The organism is Burkholderia sp. Ax-1720 (assembly GCF_011753035.1).
Classification (GTDB): Bacteria; Pseudomonadota; Gammaproteobacteria; order Burkholderiales; family Burkholderiaceae; genus Burkholderia; species Burkholderia gladioli.
Genome location: NZ_VWWK01000042.1, coordinates 1 through 12,878, shown reverse-complemented (window position 1 = coordinate 12,878; position 12,878 = coordinate 1). Strand labels below are relative to the sequence as shown.

The 12,878-nt window shown below is 68.5% G+C and carries 14 protein-coding genes; 6 read left to right on the top strand and 8 right to left on the bottom strand.

From position 1 onward, the window contains the following. The first annotated feature begins 63 nt into the window (after positions 1-63). Positions 64-1,014, top strand: coding sequence for a choline ABC transporter substrate-binding protein (locus tag F3J18_RS15215; protein WP_025100364.1), 951 nt, complete (start codon positions 64-66; stop codon positions 1,012-1,014). A gap of 110 nt (positions 1,015-1,124) precedes the next feature. Here the strand turns inward: F3J18_RS15215 and F3J18_RS15210 are convergent, their stop codons facing one another. Continuing rightward, a complete protein-coding gene (locus F3J18_RS15210) occupies positions 1,125-1,817 on the bottom strand; it encodes an aspartyl/asparaginyl beta-hydroxylase domain-containing protein (protein ID WP_166913236.1) in 693 nt (230 codons plus the stop codon). A 250-nt stretch (positions 1,818-2,067) separates the two neighbouring features. Further along, a complete protein-coding gene (locus F3J18_RS15205) occupies positions 2,068-2,520 on the bottom strand; it encodes a MarR family winged helix-turn-helix transcriptional regulator (protein ID WP_025100366.1) in 453 nt (150 codons plus the stop codon). A gap of 240 nt (positions 2,521-2,760) precedes the next feature. Between F3J18_RS15205 and F3J18_RS15200 the strand changes: the two genes are divergently transcribed. From F3J18_RS15200 to F3J18_RS15180, 5 genes are all read left to right on the top strand, one after another. Next, positions 2,761-4,296, top strand: a complete 1,536-nt coding sequence (locus tag F3J18_RS15200) for an MFS transporter (protein WP_166913235.1) — start codon at positions 2,761-2,763, stop codon at positions 4,294-4,296. 78 nt (positions 4,297-4,374) lie between these two features. Further along, entirely contained in the window at positions 4,375-5,151 is a 777-nt protein-coding gene (locus F3J18_RS15195) for a hypothetical protein (protein WP_166913234.1), read from the top strand. Between the two features lie 12 nt (positions 5,152-5,163). Next, positions 5,164-5,874, top strand: a complete 711-nt coding sequence (locus tag F3J18_RS15190; RefSeq protein WP_025100369.1) for a GNAT family N-acetyltransferase — start codon at positions 5,164-5,166, stop codon at positions 5,872-5,874. 107 nt (positions 5,875-5,981) lie between these two features. Then, a complete protein-coding gene (locus F3J18_RS15185) occupies positions 5,982-6,749 on the top strand; it encodes a DUF899 family protein (protein ID WP_161783308.1) in 768 nt (255 codons plus the stop codon). 23 nt (positions 6,750-6,772) lie between these two features. Further along, positions 6,773-7,387 carry a DUF5134 domain-containing protein gene (locus tag F3J18_RS15180; RefSeq protein WP_084152572.1) on the top strand — a complete coding sequence of 205 codons (615 nt, stop codon included), beginning with the start codon at positions 6,773-6,775 and terminating at the stop codon, positions 7,385-7,387. A gap of 5 nt (positions 7,388-7,392) precedes the next feature. Here F3J18_RS15180 and F3J18_RS15175 read toward each other — a convergent pair whose 3' ends face one another. From F3J18_RS15175 to F3J18_RS15150, 6 genes are all read right to left on the bottom strand, one after another. Then, the gene (locus tag F3J18_RS15175; RefSeq protein ID WP_025100372.1) at positions 7,393-8,355 is read right to left on the bottom strand and encodes a GlxA family transcriptional regulator; all 963 of its coding nucleotides are present in this window, start codon (positions 8,353-8,355) and stop codon (positions 7,393-7,395) included. Between the two features lie 68 nt (positions 8,356-8,423). Further along, positions 8,424-9,395, bottom strand: a complete 972-nt coding sequence (gene denD, locus F3J18_RS15170) for a D-erythronate dehydrogenase (RefSeq protein WP_046580474.1) — start codon at positions 9,393-9,395, stop codon at positions 8,424-8,426. Between the two features lie 21 nt (positions 9,396-9,416). Continuing rightward, a complete protein-coding gene (otnI, locus tag F3J18_RS15165) occupies positions 9,417-10,193 on the bottom strand; it encodes a 2-oxo-tetronate isomerase (RefSeq protein ID WP_166913233.1) in 777 nt (258 codons plus the stop codon). 78 nt (positions 10,194-10,271) lie between these two features. Next, the gene (locus F3J18_RS15160; protein ID WP_166913232.1) at positions 10,272-11,594 is read right to left on the bottom strand and encodes an MFS transporter; all 1,323 of its coding nucleotides are present in this window, start codon (positions 11,592-11,594) and stop codon (positions 10,272-10,274) included. A gap of 125 nt (positions 11,595-11,719) precedes the next feature. Then, entirely contained in the window at positions 11,720-12,358 is a 639-nt protein-coding gene (locus F3J18_RS15155) for an aldolase (protein ID WP_166913231.1), read from the bottom strand. Beyond that, positions 12,355-12,878, bottom strand: a 524-nt coding sequence (locus F3J18_RS15150) for a nucleotide-binding domain containing protein (protein WP_275691833.1), incomplete at its 5' end; no start/stop codon positions are given. The genes F3J18_RS15155 and F3J18_RS15150, both read right to left, overlap by 4 nt.

The window sequence follows — 12,878 nt, the reverse complement described above, 5'->3', positions numbered from 1 at the left end:
TGGCGCACGCCCGCTTGCCTATGAATCGAACGACGTGTTGAACCCAGCTGAGGAGAGAAGAAGATGAAACGATTCCTGATCACGGCGGCCTGCGGGCTCGGGATGGCCGTGGCACCCTGGACGGCGGCGCAGGCGGCCGACCCGCAAGCCTGCAAGAGCGTGCGTTTCGCCGATGTCGGCTGGAGCGACATCGCGGCCACCACCGGCCTGGCCTCGGCCATGCTGGCCGGGCTCGGCTACACGCCGACCAAGACCATCGCCTCGGTGCCGATCACCTTCGCCGGGATCAAGAGCAAGCAGATCGACGTGTTCCTCGGCTACTGGTCGCCGACCATGGACCCGATCATCGCGCCGTTCACCAAGGCCGGCACCATCAAGGTGCTGGCCACGCCGAACCTGACCGGCGCGAAGTACACGCTGGCGGTGCCGGACTATGTCTACCAGGGGGGGCTCAAGTCCTTCGCCGACATCCAGAAGTTCGCCGACAAGCTCAACGGCAAGATCTACGGCATCGAACCCGGCAACGACGGCAATGCGCTGATCAAGAAGATGATCGACGGCAACCAGTACGGGCTCGGCAAGTTCAAGCTGGTGGAGTCGAGCGAGGCGGGCATGCTGGTGGAGGTCAATCGTGCGATCCGCGACAAGCAGTGGATCGTGTTCCTCGGCTGGGAACCGCATCCGATGAACGTGCAGTTCAAGATGGACTACCTGACCGGCGGCGACGACGTGTTCGGCCCGAACTACGGCGAGGCCCGCGTGCTGACGGCGACGCCGCCCGACTACGCGGCGCGCTGCCCGAACGTGGCGAAGTTCGTCTCGAACCTGCAGTTCAGCACCGAGATCGAGAACCACGTGATGGTGCCGATCATGAACAAGGAAGATCCGAACAAGGCCGCCGCGGCGTGGCTCAAGCAGAATCCGCAGCAGCTCGACAAGTGGCTGGCCGGCGTGACGACCTTCGACGGCAAGCCGGGCCTGCCGGCGGTGAAGACCTACCTGGGCATCCACTGAGGCCGTAGCGGCGTCTGCGTGACGTGAACGACAAGGCCGGCCCCGAGGGGCCGGCCTTGTCGTTCGCGGCGGGCGCGAAAGGGGTGGCAAGAAAGGGGCGGGCGCCGCCTTCAGACCGGGATCGAGCCGCCGCGCAGGCGGATGCCGAGCCGGATCAACTGGATGATGCCGGCCGACAGCAGCCGCAGGCCGGTGGGCAGGTCGCGGCGGCGGATGTCGAGCAGCAGCACGATGCGCACCTCGTCGCTGTCGTTCCAGACCTCGTGCACGAAGGTGTCGTCCCACAGCAGGAACTGGCCGTCGTCGAGACGATGCTCGCGGCCGTCGATCTTCAGCACCGCGGCGGCCGAGCCGTCCTCGCGCTTCGGCATCGACAGCACCAGGTAGCCGCGCAGCACCCCGCGGAACGGCCCGCGATGCGGCGGGATGTGCTTGCCGGGCGCGAGGAAGGACAGCGAGGCCGACAGCACGTCGGGCGAGGCGTCGACGATCTCGCTCAGCGCCGGGCAGCGCACGCGGTTCTTCTCGAAGCGCACGCCGTAGGCCTGCATGATGAACATGCGCCAGTCGCGTGCGTCGTTATCCGAAATATCGGCCTGCTCGCGCATGATCTCGTGGAAGCGCGGGATGCGCGGCAGGTCGCGCGCCACCGCCAGCGCCTCGGCGCGGATCGTCTGCCAGGCGGCGGTGAAGCGCCGCGCGTCCGGGAACAGCGTCGTCGTGTCGAGCACGGCGGCGCTGCGGATCTTGCGGTCGTAAAGGTGGCGCAAGGTGCGGGCGCCGAAATCGTAGAGAGCGGCCATGATGGGTTTCGATTGGCCCGCCGGGTTTTCGGTTCGCCTTGCAGCGCGAAAGCTTGCGACCCTGAATGCGAGCGTTGATCGATCATCCCAGATATGGTTTACGCCTAGCTAGCTGAGCTGTAACAATCTGTGTCAAACGAGCGTCCGGTAATAATGCGTGACGCTTCGATGCGCGACGGCTTTTTGTCTGATGTGAAGCGTCGCTTTCAACCGCTTTCAACCACGTTCCGACGCGCCCGTCATGCCGGCGCTAGGCGGCGCCTGCCTCGTCGAAACTGCCGGATGCCAGATGATCGAGCAGGGCCAGCAGGTCCTGGGTTTCCTGCTTGCCGAGAAACGCCTCGAAGCGCTGCTGCACCGGTTTCCACAGCCGCCTGGCGTGCCGCAGCCGCTCGCGGCCTTCCGGTGTCAGCGAGATCAGCCGGCGGCGATTGTCTTCGGGATCCTTGTCGAGAGTGATCCAGCCATCGCGGATCAGCGGCTTGAGCGTGTGCCCGAGCGCGGAAAGGTCCATCACGACCTCGGCGGCCAGCTCGCTTTGGGTGGGAGCGCCCAGCCGCTGGACCGCGCGCAGCAGGTTGTACTGGGCGGCATTGATGCCGGCCGGCTCCAGGGCCTGGTCGTATTGCTGGCTGATGCCGCGGGTCGCGCGCCGGAGCGCTCCGTAACTGCAGACGCTGGGGTTCAGCGGCCGGACGTTCATGGATCGGCTCCTGTTCGATGCTCGCATGCCGCGTGGCGGCTCGGGACGAGCGCCGGCCTGCGTCGGCGCATTATGGCATATGCCAGTCATTCGATCCGGTATCGCGAGCGGCAGGGCAGGGAAACATGGGCACCTGCTTGCACGATAAGATGGTATATGCCAGTATTCGGCAACGCCGGATCGCCGGCAACCGATGACTCAATCCGCAGTGAAGCCGGGCGATGGCCCAGGCCGTGGCCCATGAACAGAAAACTTCTCCTCCTGCTTTGCGTGTCGGTGCCGTCCTTCATGATCAACCTGGACGCCAACATCGTCGCGGTGTCGCTGTCCTCCATCGCGAAGTCGCTGCATGCGGATTTCTCGGCGATCGAGTGGGTGATCTCCTCCTACACGCTGGCGTTCGCGAGCCTGTTGATGCCGGCCGGCGCGCTGGCGGACCGTTTCGGGCGCAAGCGGATCCTGATCATCGGCCTGTCGATCTTCACGCTGGCCTCGTTCTTTTGCGGCGCCGCGTCGGTGTCGATCGTCCTCAATCTCGCGCGCGCGATGCAGGGCGTGGGTGCCGCCCTGCTGCTGAGCGCAGCGCTCGCGGTGCTCTCGCATGCCTTCCACGGCAAGGAGCGGGCCAAGGCCTTCGCGTTCTGGGGATCGGTGATCGGGGTCGCGGTCATGATGGGGCCGGTCATCGGCGGCTTGATCACGCAATTGCTGGGATGGCGCTGGGCCTTCTACGTCAACCTGCCGATCGGCGTCGCGATGATCGCGCTGACGGCCTGGACGGTGAGCGAGTCGAAGGATCCCGGCGCCAGCAAGCTCGACGGGATGGGCGTGCTGCTGTTCAGCGGCTTCCTCGGCTTGCTTACCTGGGGGCTGATTTCCGGCAACCGGGAGGGCTGGGGCGATGTTTCCGTGCTGCTGCGCATCGGCGTCGCCCTGGTCCTGTTCGTCGCCTTCGTCCTGGTGGAACTGCGGGAGAAGCGGCCGATGGTCGAGCTCGCCTATTTCGCGAAGAAAACCTATCTCGGCGCGAGCGTGGCCGGCATCGCCTATCCCGTGGCATTCCTGACGATGCTGACCTACCTGCCGTTCTTCTTCCAGACGGCGCTGCATCGCTCCCCGCTCGAGGCGGGCCTGCTGATGCTGCCGCTCGCGGTTCCGCTGTTCGCGGTGCCGCGCGTGGTGTCGGTCCATCTCGAGCATCGCTTGTCCGGGCGTGCGCTGCTTTCCATCGGCCTGGTGCTGGTGGCGGCCGGGCTGGCAGTCGCATCGGTGACGGTGCAACTCCTCAGTTATGCCGCCGTGGTGGTGCCGATGTTCGTCGCTTCGCTGGGCGGCGGCATCCTCAACGGCCAGGTCGCGAAGGTCAGCATGACGGTGATCCCCGTCGAGCGCGCCGGCATGGCCTCGGGCGTCGCCGGCACCTTGCGCTTCAGCGGCCTCGTGCTGGGATTCGCCGCGCTCGGCGCCGTGCTCGTCGATCGCATCGCCGCGGACGTCCAGCTGCATTACCCGTTGCTGGACGCGGGCCGGCAATTGGCCATGACGCGCCTGATCCTCGACGGCCATCTCGGCGACGCCGCCTCGCTGGCGGGGGCACGGGACGGCGTCGCGCCGATGCTGGAGGCCAGCCTTGCCCAGGGATACACGGGGCTGCTGGCTGTCGCGTCCGCGCTGGCCTTTCTTGCCGCGGCCCTGTGCTGGCGGCTGGTCGATCCGCTCGAAACCCGTCCCCTGAGCAACGCCGCGCCGGTGGCCGTCCAGGCGCTGCCGGAGTGAGGCGGGCGCGCCGCGAGCGCGCTGCCCTCGATCGATGCGCCGGGCCGGGCCATCCATGCCTCGTACAAGGACAATGCCATGCAGGATCATCAGGAAACCGGCAGCCAGGCTGCCCCTCGTCAAGCGGATGCCGGCCCGGGAACCGCGAATCCGGAATCGGTTTCGCGCCGCAAGGCGATCGCCGGGCTCGGCTTCTTCGGCGCGGCGATGGCGGCCCTGGCCGGCAACCGCGCCTGGGGGCACGACACCGTGCAGGGCAGCTTCGGCAACGAGGCGCTGGCCTTGCCGCCCGGCCCGGCCCGAAGCGAGATGGACGAGGAGGAGCGGGCGATCAAGATTGCGCGCGCGATGCAGGCCGGCCCTTCGCAGATCACTCGCGATGCCACCGTGGCCGAGATGGACATGCACGGCAACATGTCGAGGATCCTGCGCCAGGGCAGCAACGGCTGGGTCTGCACGCCGGGCAACGAGAACCGGATCGGGGATCCGCCGATGTGCGTGGACCGGGTCGGCATGCAGTGGTTCAAGGATATTCACGACCGCAAGCCGCGCCCGTCCATCACCACGCCGGGGCTTTGCTATATGCTCTGCGGGGCGACCCAGCACAGCAATAGCGATGCCCTGGACACCACCAGCCCCGCGATTCCGATCGGGCCGCACTGGATGGTGCTCTGGCCGTTCGATGCCGCGCATTGCGGGCTGCCCACCGACGTGCGCGACGCGGGCGCCTGGATCATGTTCGCGGGCACGCCCTATGCCTACCTGCACGTCTGCGGTTCGCCCTGGGTGGGCAACTCGTACGCGCCGGGGGATCGCGCCGTGTGGACCATGCGCTACGTGAAATCCAATGATTGAGGAGCCGCCGGCATGCCGGAATCGATCGTCGAGCAGGGCGAAGGCGCGCATGCGCTGGACACCCTGATATGGAATGCCCTGTCCACGCGGCAGGCCGAATTCGCGGTGCCGGGCGAGCGCGTGCTGCGTTTCCAGCCCGAGGTCGCGCCGTTTGCCGCGCTGGCCGACCTCACGCCCGCATCGTTCGGCGCCTTGCGCGAGTCGATCGAACGATACGGGCCCGCCGCGCTGGTGACGGTCGACGAGATCGAGCCGCCTGAGGGGTTCGACGTGCAGCGGCGCGCGACGCTGATCCAGATGGTCGCCGAGCGCGAACCCGAACCCGTCGCGCTCGAGCACGTGCGGCTCGAGGCCGGCGACGTGCCGGACATGCTGGCACTGACCGCCGCGACCCAGCCGGGGCCGTTCGGGCCGCGCACCATCGAGCTGGGCCGCTACCTCGGCGTGCGCCGGCAGGGAAGGCTGGCGGCGATGGCCGGCGAACGCCTCAGGATCGACGGCTATGCCGAGATCAGCGCGGTCTGCGTCGATCCCGCATTTCGCGGGCAAGGCCTGGCGGCCGGCTTGATGCGGCTGCTGATGGCGGCCATGCGCGCGCGCGGCGAGATCCCGTTCCTGCACGCGGTGGCGTCGAACCAGAATGCGATTGCGATCTATCGTGGGATGGGTTTCGTCGTGCGGCGCGAGTTGCATCTGTTGGTGCTGGGCGGGGCCGGAGCCTGATTGCCCGGCGCTCGACGCGAATGTCGGGAATTGCCGTGTCCATGTCGGTTCGCCGGTTTTCTCCAATGTTAAGGTTTGCTGATGAAAACCGACAAAGGAGCATGACCATGGCACTCAAGGGTGAACCGCGCGATATGAACCGCTGGCGTGAGGTCGTTCTCGATCCGAGCCTGCGATTTCCCGGCGAATCCGGCGAATACCGTCGCGCGCGCGACGAGTTGATGGCGGCGGAGGACGAGTTGCGGCGGCTCAACGAGAAGGTGATCGCCCAGCGCCGCGCCTTGCCGCCGGGCGGCCTGATCCAGGAGGATTACGAATTCGAGCAGGCCGGTGACGGCAGGAAGATCCGCTTTTCCGAGCTGTTCGAGCCGGGCAAGGATTCGCTGGTGATCTACAACATGATGTTCCCGCGCTGGCCGGAAGACCGGCGCGCGGGGGCGCCCTGCGGCAAGACCGCTGCGCTGCCGCTGGTGGAGCAGCCTTGCCCTTCCTGCACCTCGGTGGTGGACGGCCTCGAAGGCGCGGCCTTCCACCTCGCGGAGCGGACCAACCTGGTGGTGGTGGCGAAGACCAGTCCCGAGCGGCTGGGTACCTTCGCGCAGGAGCGCGGTTGGCAGAACCTGCGCCTGCTGTCCTCGCGAGGCAACCACTTCAACCGCGACTACTATGCCGAGAAGCCCGATGGCGTGCAGCTCGCGATCCTGAACGTGTTCTCCCGCCACGCGGACGGGATTCGCCATCACTGGGCCAGCGAACTCGCCTTCAAGCACGGCACAACCACGCCTCTCGAGTCGATCTGGCCGATCTATGGAATCCTCGGCGTCACGCGCGAGGGGCCGGGGGATCGGGCAGCCTATCCGAACCTGCAGTACTAGCCCGGTTGCCGGAGGCGGTTCGGATGAATGTTCCTGCCTGGTGGTCCGGCGCGTTGGCGGCCTTGATGATCGCCGCCGCGCTGCCCGGTGCGTGGCGCGTCGCGCTCGCCCGGATGCCGGTGGCGGCGAGCGCGGCGACGATGCAGCGCTCGCCGCGGCGTCGCCCGCGCCGCGGCGGCAGGCTCGACGCGGAAATTTCGGCGTCGCTGATGGCGCTGGCGATGACCGGCATGCTGTTGCCGAGTTTCGCGATCCTGCCGGACCGGGCCTGGGCCGCCACGTTCGTGCTGGGCGCGGCCTGGTTCGTCGGGCGGTGCGCGGCGGCCGTGCATGCCGCCGGATTTCGCGCGCTCGGGAACGGTCACGACTTCACGCAGGTGCTCCACTGCGCGGCGAGCGCCTATATGTTCGCCTCCGCGCCGATCGCATCGATGTGCGCGCAAGCACCGGATATCGGCAAGTACCTCTCCCTTTCCTCGGCCATCGCCTTCGTGCTGGTCGGCGATTGCCTGCGGGAGGGATGCCGCGCGAGCGTCGCGCGGGCGCCCGCGCCCGGCGCTTCGGCCGATGTGGCGAGCTCTGCCTGCCGCATCGTCATGGGCATGGCGATGGCCGCGATGCTGCTCGCCATGCCGTGAGCCGTTCAGGGCTCGACGCGATCGTCCTCCTCGCTCGACGGATGGCCGAGCGCCTGTCGCCTGACCATATGCGGCGGCAGGCCGAACGCCCTTAGAAAAGCGCGGCGCATCCGGTCGCGATCGCCGAAGCCCGTCATCTGCGCCACTGCGTCGAGCGAGTGATGGCTTTCCTCCATCAGCACCCGCGCCTCGTCCAGCCGGAGCTGTTCGATCGCCTTGGCCGGCGTGCGGCCGGTCTCGGTCTGGAAGGCTCGACCGAACTGGCGCGCCGAGAGATTCGCGACATCGGCCAGTTCCTCCACGCTCAGGCGTTTGCCGAGGTTCGCGCGGGCATAGGTCAGCACGGCCCGGATCCGGTCGGTCCTGGGTTCGAGTTCGAGCAGCGAGGAGAATTGCGACTGGCCGCCGGCGCGGCGGTGATAGAGCACCAGGCGCCGTGCCACGGCACGCGCCGCTTGCACACCCAGGTCGTCCTCGATCAGGGCCAGGGCGAGGTCGATGCCGGCCGTCATGCCGGCGGAGGTCCAGATCGGGCCGTCAGCGACGAAGATACGGTCCTCGTCGACCTCCACCGCCGGATATCGGGCACGCAGCTCGGCGGCGCGATCCCAGTGCGTGGTTGCTCTGCGGCCGTCGAGCAGGCCCGCTTCGGCGAGCACGAATGCGCCGTGGCAGGTGGCGGCGATACGCCGGCAATGCGAGGGCGCTGCGCGGATCAGCGCGATCGTGGCAGGCGAGGCATCTTCCAGGCTCGCGCCCACCACGACCAGGTCGTAGGCCTGCCTGGCGAAGCGCTCGGTCATGACCTCGAAGCCGAGCGAGGTGCGGATCGGTCCGCCGTGCTCCGACACCATCCGGATGTCGTAGACGGGCCTGGCAGACTGCAGGTTCGCCGTTTCGAACGGGGCTGTCACGGCGATTCCCATTGGCTGATAGCCGGGGAAGAGGAAAAAGGCGATCTTGCGCATGTCCGACCCATGTCTTGAATTGTCGTTAGTGTGACATTTCAGACATGGGTTTGCCACGCCGGCGAGACTCAGTGCAGCTCGTCCTCGATATGCGCGCGAATCACGTCGGCGAACGAAGCGTCGCCGACCAAGCCCAGCGATTCGGCGCGCGAGGTATCCCAGCGCCCCGGCCAACTGCCGACGATGGCCACCACGCGCGGGTCGATCTCGTGGCGGATCCGGGCCACCGGCGCGTCGCCGGCCACTTCGCGCAGCGCCTCGATCATCTCGCCCACGCTCACCGAGATCCCCGGCAGGTTGATCACGCGGCGCTTGCCGAGCCGTTCGCCGTCGAGCTCCAGCCCGGCCACCAGCGCGTCGATCGCGCGGCGCGGCGAGAGCAGCCAGAGCCGCGTGTCGAGCGGCACCGGGCAGACGGCGTCCTCGCCGTTCAGCGGTTCGCGGATGATGCCGCTGGCGAACGAGGAGGCCGCCGCGTTCGGGCGCCCCGGGCGCACGCTGATGGTCGGCAGGCGCAGCACGCGCCCGTCGACGAAGCCGCGCCGCGCGTAGTCGCCCAGCAGCAGCTCGGCGATCGCCTTCTGCGCGCCGTAGGAGGATTGCGGGTTGAGCGCGGTCTCGTCGAGCACCACCTCGGGCAGCTCGCCGCCATAGACCGCCACCGAGCTGGTGAACAGCACGCGCGGCCGGTGGCCGAGCGCGCGGCAGACTTCCAGCAGCGAGCGCGAGGCGTCGAGATTGATGCGCATGCCGAGCTCGAAATCGGCCTCGGCCTGGCCGCTGACGATCGCGGCCAGGTGGAAGATCGCGCCGGTTTGCGTATCGATCGCGCGCTCCAGCACGGCGCGATCGGCGATATCGCCGACCAGGGTCTTGACGCGCGCATCGCTGAAGCCGCTCGCCTCCACCACGTCGAGCAGCAGCAGTTCGTCGATGCGCTCGGGCGCGCCGTTCGGGCCGGCCAGTTCGCCGCGCGCCAGCAGTTGGGTGGCCAGGCGCCGGCCGAGGAAACCGGCGCCGCCGGTGATCAGGACTTTCATGGAGGTGTCGTTCGCGTGAGGTTACAGGTAGGGGCGCAGCCAGCCGAGCCCTTCGGAGGTGCCGGCTCTCGGGCGGTATTCGCAGCCGATCCAGCCGTCGTAGCCGAGCGTGTCGATCAGCTCGAACAGGTAGGGGTAGTTCAGCTCGCCCAGGTCCGGCTCGTGGCGCTCGGGCACGCCGGCGACCTGGATATGGCCGATGCCGGCGAAATCGCGCTTGAGCTTCATGGCGATGTCGCCCTCGACGATCTGGCAGTGGTAGCAATCGAACTGCACGCGCAGGTTCGGCGCGCCCACCTCGCGGCAGATCGCCTGCGCGTCGTCCTGGCGGTTCAGGAAGTAGCCGGGCATGTCGCGCGTGTTGATCGGCTCGATCACCACCAGGATGCCGGCCGCGCGCGCGGCCTCGGCGGCATGCGCGAGATTGCGCAGATAGACCTCGCGATGGCGCGCGCGATCGGCGCCGGCCGGCAGCAGCCCGGCCATCACGTGCAGCTTGTCGTTGCCGAGCACGCGCGCGTAGTCGAGCGCGGTGTCGAAGGCGCGGCGGAATTCGTCCTCGCGGCCCGGCAGCGAGGCGAAGCCGCGCTCGCCGGCCGCCCAGTCGCCCGGCGGCGCGTTGAACAGCGCCTGCACGAGGCCGGCGTCGGCCAGGCGCGCCTTCAGCTCGTCGGCGGCGAAGTCGTAGGGGAACAGGTACTCGACGGCCCGGAACCCGTCGCGCGCCGCGGCGGCGAAGCGCTCGAGGAACGGGTGCTCGGTGTACATCATCGAAAGATTCGCGGCGAAGCGTGGCATGGCGGCGGTTCCGTCAGGAGAGTGGAGCGGCGCCGGGCGCTGCCCGTGTCGACACGAGCAGCGCGCGGCGGCGAAAAATCAGCGGTTCACGAGTTTCGCGGGCGTCAGCCACACGGCGATCGAGCCGATCACCAGCATGCCGGCCAGCATGTACATGCCCGAGGCGGTGCTGTGCGTGGCATCGCGCAGGTAGCCGATCACATAGGGGCTCGCGAAACCCGCGAGGTTGCCGACCGAGTTGATGATGGCGATCCCGGCGGCCGCGGCGCCGCCGGCCATGAAGGCGGTCGGCAGCGACCAGAACAGCGGCGCGCAGGTCAGCACGCCGCCCGCCGCGATCGACAGGAACAGGATCGACACGGCGGTATTGTGCGGGAACATGGCCGCCACCGCGAAACCCACGGTGCCCATGGTGGCCGGGATGATCAGGTGCCAGCGGCGCTCGCGGCGCTTGTCCGAACTGTGGCCGAACAGGTTCATCACCACGATCGCGACCAGGAAGGGGATCGCCGAGAGCAGGCCGATCGTGAAGTTGTCCTGGATGCCGGTGGACTTGACCAGGGTCGGCATCCAGAAGGTCAGGCCATATTGGCCCGTCACGAAGGTGAAGTAGATCAGCGACATCCACCACATGCGCGGATCGGCGAACACGGTGCGCAGCGAATGCTTCTCCTTCGATTTCAGGTGCGGCTGCGCGTCGATCTCGTCCTGCAGCAGCTGCTTCTCGCGCTGACTGAGCCACTTGGCCTGGGCGATGCCGTTGTCGAGGTAGAGCAGGGTCGCGATCCCCACCAGCACGGCCGGCACCGCCTCGATCATGAACATCCATTGCCAGCCGTGGAAACCCGCGCCGCCCTGGAATTTCGACATGATCCAGCCCGACAGCGGGTTGCCGAAGATCCCCGAAACCGGGATCGCCGACATGAACACGGCGATGATCCTGGCGCGCCGGTGGGTGGGGAACCAGTAGGTCAGGTAGAGGATCACGCCGGGGTAGAAGCCCGCCTCGGCCAGGCCGAGCAGGAAGCGCAGCACGTAGAACTGGGTGGGAGTCCTCACGAATGCGAACGTGGCGGAAAGCAGGCCCCAGGTGATCATGATCCGCGCGATCCAGATCTTCGCGCCGATGCGGTGCATCAGCAGGTTGCTGGGCAGCTCGAACAGGAAGTAGCCGACGAAGAAGATCCCCGCGCCGAGCCCGAACACGGTCTCGCTGAAGGCCAGGTCCTGCGACATCTGCAGCTTGGCGAAGCCGACGTTGACGCGGTCGAGGTAGGCGACCACGTAGCAGAGCATCAGGAACGGCACGATGCGCCAGAACACCTTCTTGTAGGTGGCGTCGAGTTCGGCCGGGCCGGCCTGGGCGGCGGCGGGAGTCGCCGTGGCTTGATACGGGGTCATGCTTGTCTCCAGGTGGTGGCGCGCGCGATTCGCTTCGCGCGTCGTCGATGCGCGTGGCCGCCGTTTGTCACGCCGCCACGCCGTCGCGGCTCCGGCGCGAGGCGGGAGCCGCGCCATGCCTTGTCCTACCAGCGCGTGCCGAACACGGCGCCCAGCTCGTCGAGCGCGGCCGCGTCGAGCGGCGCCGGCTTCGGGTCGGTCATCAGCCACAGCCGCGCGGTTTCCTCCAGCTCCTCGAGCACGGCCGAAGCCTGCTCGACGCTCGGCGCCCAGACCACCGGGCCGAGCCGCTCGAGCAGCACGCCGCGCACGCGATCGGCCAGCGCCGCGACCTCGGCCGCCACGGCCGGGTCGCCAGGGCGCCGGTAGCGGATCAGCGGGATATGGCCGACCTTCATCACGTAGTAGGGCGTGATGGGCGGCAGCACGTCGTCGGCTTGCCAGACGCCGGCCAGGGTCAGCGCCACCAGGTGGGTGGAATGGGTGTGGACGATGCCGCGCGATGCGGGGCTGCGCTGGTAGATGCCGCGATGCAGGGCCAGCGTCTTCGAGGCCTTGTCGCCCGAGACCTGCTGGCCGGCCAGGTCGACCTTGGCGATGCGGGCCGGGTCGAGCCGGCCCAGGCAGGCGTCGGTGGGCGTGATCAGCCAGCCGTCGTCGAGCCGCGCGCTGATGTTGCCGGCGGTGCCGACCGCGTGGCCGCGCGCGTAGAGGCTGGCGCCGACCGCGCAGATGGTCTCGCGCAGGGTGTTTTCCATGCTCATCCGAGGGTCTCCAGTTGCGCGAGCGCCTTGGCGAAGAAGTCGACGGCGCCGAAATTGCCCGACTTCAGCGCCAGCGCGAGCCTGCCGTCGAGCGTCGCCGTGGCCGGCACGCCGGGGTCGATCTGCGCGCCGATCTGCAGCGCGCGCACGCCGAGCGCCTGCACGACCGCGCCCGAGGTTTCGCCGCCGGCCACCACGAAGCGGCGCACGCCGCGCGCCTGCAGGCCGGCGGCGATCTCGGCCAGGGTGCGTTCGACCAGCGCGCCGGCGGCTTCCACGCCGAGCTGCTGCTGGATCGCCTTGACCTGGTCGGGCGTGGCGGTGGCGTAGATCAGCACGGGCGCGGGCAGATGCTGTTCGGCGAAGGAGAGCGCCTGGGCGGCTACCGGCTCGCCGCGCGCGGCGGCCAGCGGATCGATGCGGAACGCGGGACGGCCCTGCGTGTCGCGCCATTCGGCGACCTGCGCGTTGGTGGCCCGGGAGGCGCTGCCGGCCAGCACCACGGCCTGGCCGTCCACCC